2 protein-coding genes are annotated in these 2,993 nt (G+C 63.0%); one reads left to right on the top strand and one right to left on the bottom strand.

All coding sequences use genetic code 11. The features are described from left to right. The first annotated feature begins 552 nt into the window (after positions 1-552). Positions 553-1,269 (top strand): FadR/GntR family transcriptional regulator, encoded by a 717-nt coding sequence (locus Q4G50_RS14535; protein ID WP_303378369.1) that lies wholly within the window; start codon positions 553-555, stop codon positions 1,267-1,269. 63 nt (positions 1,270-1,332) lie between these two features. Here the strand turns inward: Q4G50_RS14535 and nrdE are convergent. Then, positions 1,333-2,993 (bottom strand): class 1b ribonucleoside-diphosphate reductase subunit alpha (gene nrdE / locus Q4G50_RS14530; protein WP_303378368.1); only part of this gene is annotated, 1,661 nt, incomplete at its 5' end.

Below are 2,993 nucleotides of genomic sequence, written 5' to 3'. Positions count from 1 at the left end.
CGAGCCTGGGCGCCACTGCGGTCATAGTTCCTCCTGACTACGAGACAGCCCGCACAATGCGGACTGCCAAGCTTTTACTGCGCCTCATCTTAAAGGACGCGTAAGAGAGTTATCCAGCCCATCCGGACTGGAGACGTAAGTCAGTGTAACCCGAGTGGCCCGGCAAAACTCAAGGACAGGGACTTTTCCGGCGAATCGGGGCCGATTCGGCCGACACCCCTCCCGGTTTGTGACAGGTGCCACACTTGTGAACTGGGCGATTAACATTCTTTACGCAGATCAGGAACTCCACTTCACCCCCGGTCGGTATCAACCTTTCGGTTGAGGGCGGTTTTTTCCGCTTATCGACGCCCCTCCCCCGGCGGGTCGCCGGCAAACGGATGGGTACCTTATATATATGTCCATGTTTCGCCACCTACCCCCGAAACAGGCGACACCCCCTGCCGGATAGGTGTAATCCCCTCCCCCGAATGTGGTGGTTATCGAGAGTTTCCGCGGCCCGGACCATTAGAATGATGATTAACCGTGCCCCCGGATTTAAAGGACATTGCGATGACCGACCCCTCCCGCACCCCGGCAGCTCCCCTGCTGGACACTGTCCTCGCCGAACTTGGGCAGGACATCGTCTCCGGCACGCTGGCCGAAGGCCAGACCTTCACCCTGCAAGACCTATCGGACCGCTTCGACATCTCCCGGACCGTCGCCCGCGAGGCGATGCGCGCCCTCGAACAATTGGGACTGGTCTCCTCCTCCCGGCGCGTCGGCATCACCGTGCGCCAGCGCTCGTCGTGGGCGGTGTTCGATCAGTCGGTGATCGACTGGCGGTTGGCCTGCCCCATGGACCGCGCACCCCAGTTGCAGTCGCTCAATGAGCTGCGTACCGGCATTGAGCCGCTGGCCGCCCGCCTCGCGGCCCGCAACGCCACCCCGGAGCAGCGCGAGGAGCTTATTTCCCTGGCCTCGCAGGTCCGCGAGCTCGGCGAAACCGGCCACGGCAATACCCAGGACTTCCTTGAGACCGACAGCCGTTTCCATAATCTGCTGCTTGAGGCGTCCGGCAATGAGATGTTCGCTGCGCTCGCCCCGCCGATGCTCAGTGTCCTGCACGCCCGCACCCGTTATGGCCTGCAGCCAGCGGACCTGGCACCGGCCGCGATGTCGGCCCACGAGGAACTGGCCCGTCTCATCGCGGCGGGCGATGAAGACGCCGCTGAGGAGCAGTCCCGGCAACTGCTCACCGCCGTGGCCCAGATGTTCATCGACGAGTGACACAACCGAAGGCCCCCGCACCCCTGTTCGACCAGGGGTGCGGGGGCCTTCACGCGCGGCTGCCTAGAGCATGCAGGAGACGCAGCCCTCGATCTCCGTGCCGGTCAGGGCGACCTGACGGAGTCGGATGTAGTACAGGGTCTTGATGCCCTTGCGCCAGGCGTAGATCTGGGCGCGGTTGATGTCACGGGTGGTGGCGGTGTCCTTGAAGAACAGCGTCAGCGACAGACCCTGGTCCACGTAGCGGGTGGCGATGGCGTAGGTGTCGATGATCTTCTCGAAGCCGATCTCGTACGAGTCCTGGAAGTAGTCCAGGTTCTCGTTGTCCATGTGCGGCGCCGGGTAGTAGACGCGGCCGATCTTGCCTTCCTTGCGGATCTCAATCTTGGAGGCGATCGGGTGGATCGAGGAGGTCGAGTTGTTGATGTAGGAGATCGAACCGGTCGGCGGGACGGCCTGCAGGTTGCGGTTGAACAGACCGTGCTCCATGACCTCGGCCTTGAGGTCGGCCCAATCCTCGGCGGAGGGGATGTGCGCGGTGGAAGCCTCGAACAGTGCCTTCACCTTCTCGGTCTTCGGCGCGAAGTCGGCGGGGTCGAAGCCGTCGAAGTAGGTGCCGTCGGCGTACTGGGAGCGCTCGAAGCCGGAGAAGGTGGTGCCGCGTTCCTTGGCGATCTTGTTCGATGCACGCAGGGCCTGGTAGAGCACGGCGGCGAAGTAGGCGTTGGTGAAGTCCAGGCCTTCCTCCGAGCCGTAGTAGATGTGCTCGCGGCCGAGGTAGCCGTGGAGGTTCATCTGGCCGAGGCCGATGGCGTGGGAGGCGTTGTTGCCTTCGCGCACGGAGGGCACGGAATCGATGCTGGTGAACTCGGCGACGGCCGTGAGTCCGCGGATGGCGGTCTCGATGGTCTGGCCGAAATCGGGGGAATCCATGGCCATGGCGATGTTCATGGAGCCGAGGTTGCAGGAGATGTCCTCGCCGATGGTCTCGTAGGTGAGGTCCTCGTGGTAGGTGGAGGGGGTGTTGACCTGCAGGATCTCGGAGCACAGGTTGGACATGTTGATGCGGCCCTCGATGGGGTTGGCCGCGTTCACGGTGTCCTCGAACATGATGTAGGGGTAGCCGGACTCGAACTGGATCTCGGCGAGGGTCTGGAAGAACTGGCGCGCGTTGATCTTCTTCTTGGCGATGTTCGGGTCATCGACCATCTCGTCATAGAGCTCGGTGACGGAGATGTCACCGAAGGGCTTGCCGTACTTGCGCTCCACGTCATAGGGGGAGAACAGATACATGTCATCGTTGCGACGGGCCAGCTCGAAGGTGATGTCCGGGATGACCACTCCGAGGGAGAGGGTCTTGATGCGGATCTTCTCGTCGGCGTTCTCACGCTTGGTGTCGAGGAAACGCATGATGTCCGGGTGGTGCGCGTTGAGGTACACGGCGCCGGCACCCTGGCGGGCACCGAGCTGGTTGGCGTAGGAGAAGGAGTCCTCGAGGAGCTTCATCACGGGGATGACACCGGAGGACTGGTTCTCGATGTGCTTGATCGGCGCGCCGGATTCACGCAGGTTGGACAGCAGCAGGGCGACGCCGCCACCGCGCTTGGACAGCTGCAGGGCGGAGTTAATGGCACGGCCGATGGACTCCATGTTGTCCTCGATGCGCAGGAGGAAGCAGGAGACGAGCTCGCCGCGCTGGGCCTTACCGGCGTTGAGGAAGGTCG

Source organism: Corynebacterium sp. (assembly GCF_030538285.1).
Classification (GTDB): Bacteria; Actinomycetota; Actinomycetes; order Mycobacteriales; family Mycobacteriaceae; genus Corynebacterium.
Note: the sequence above shows the minus strand (reverse complement) of the source record. Positions and strands in the feature narration are given on the sequence as shown.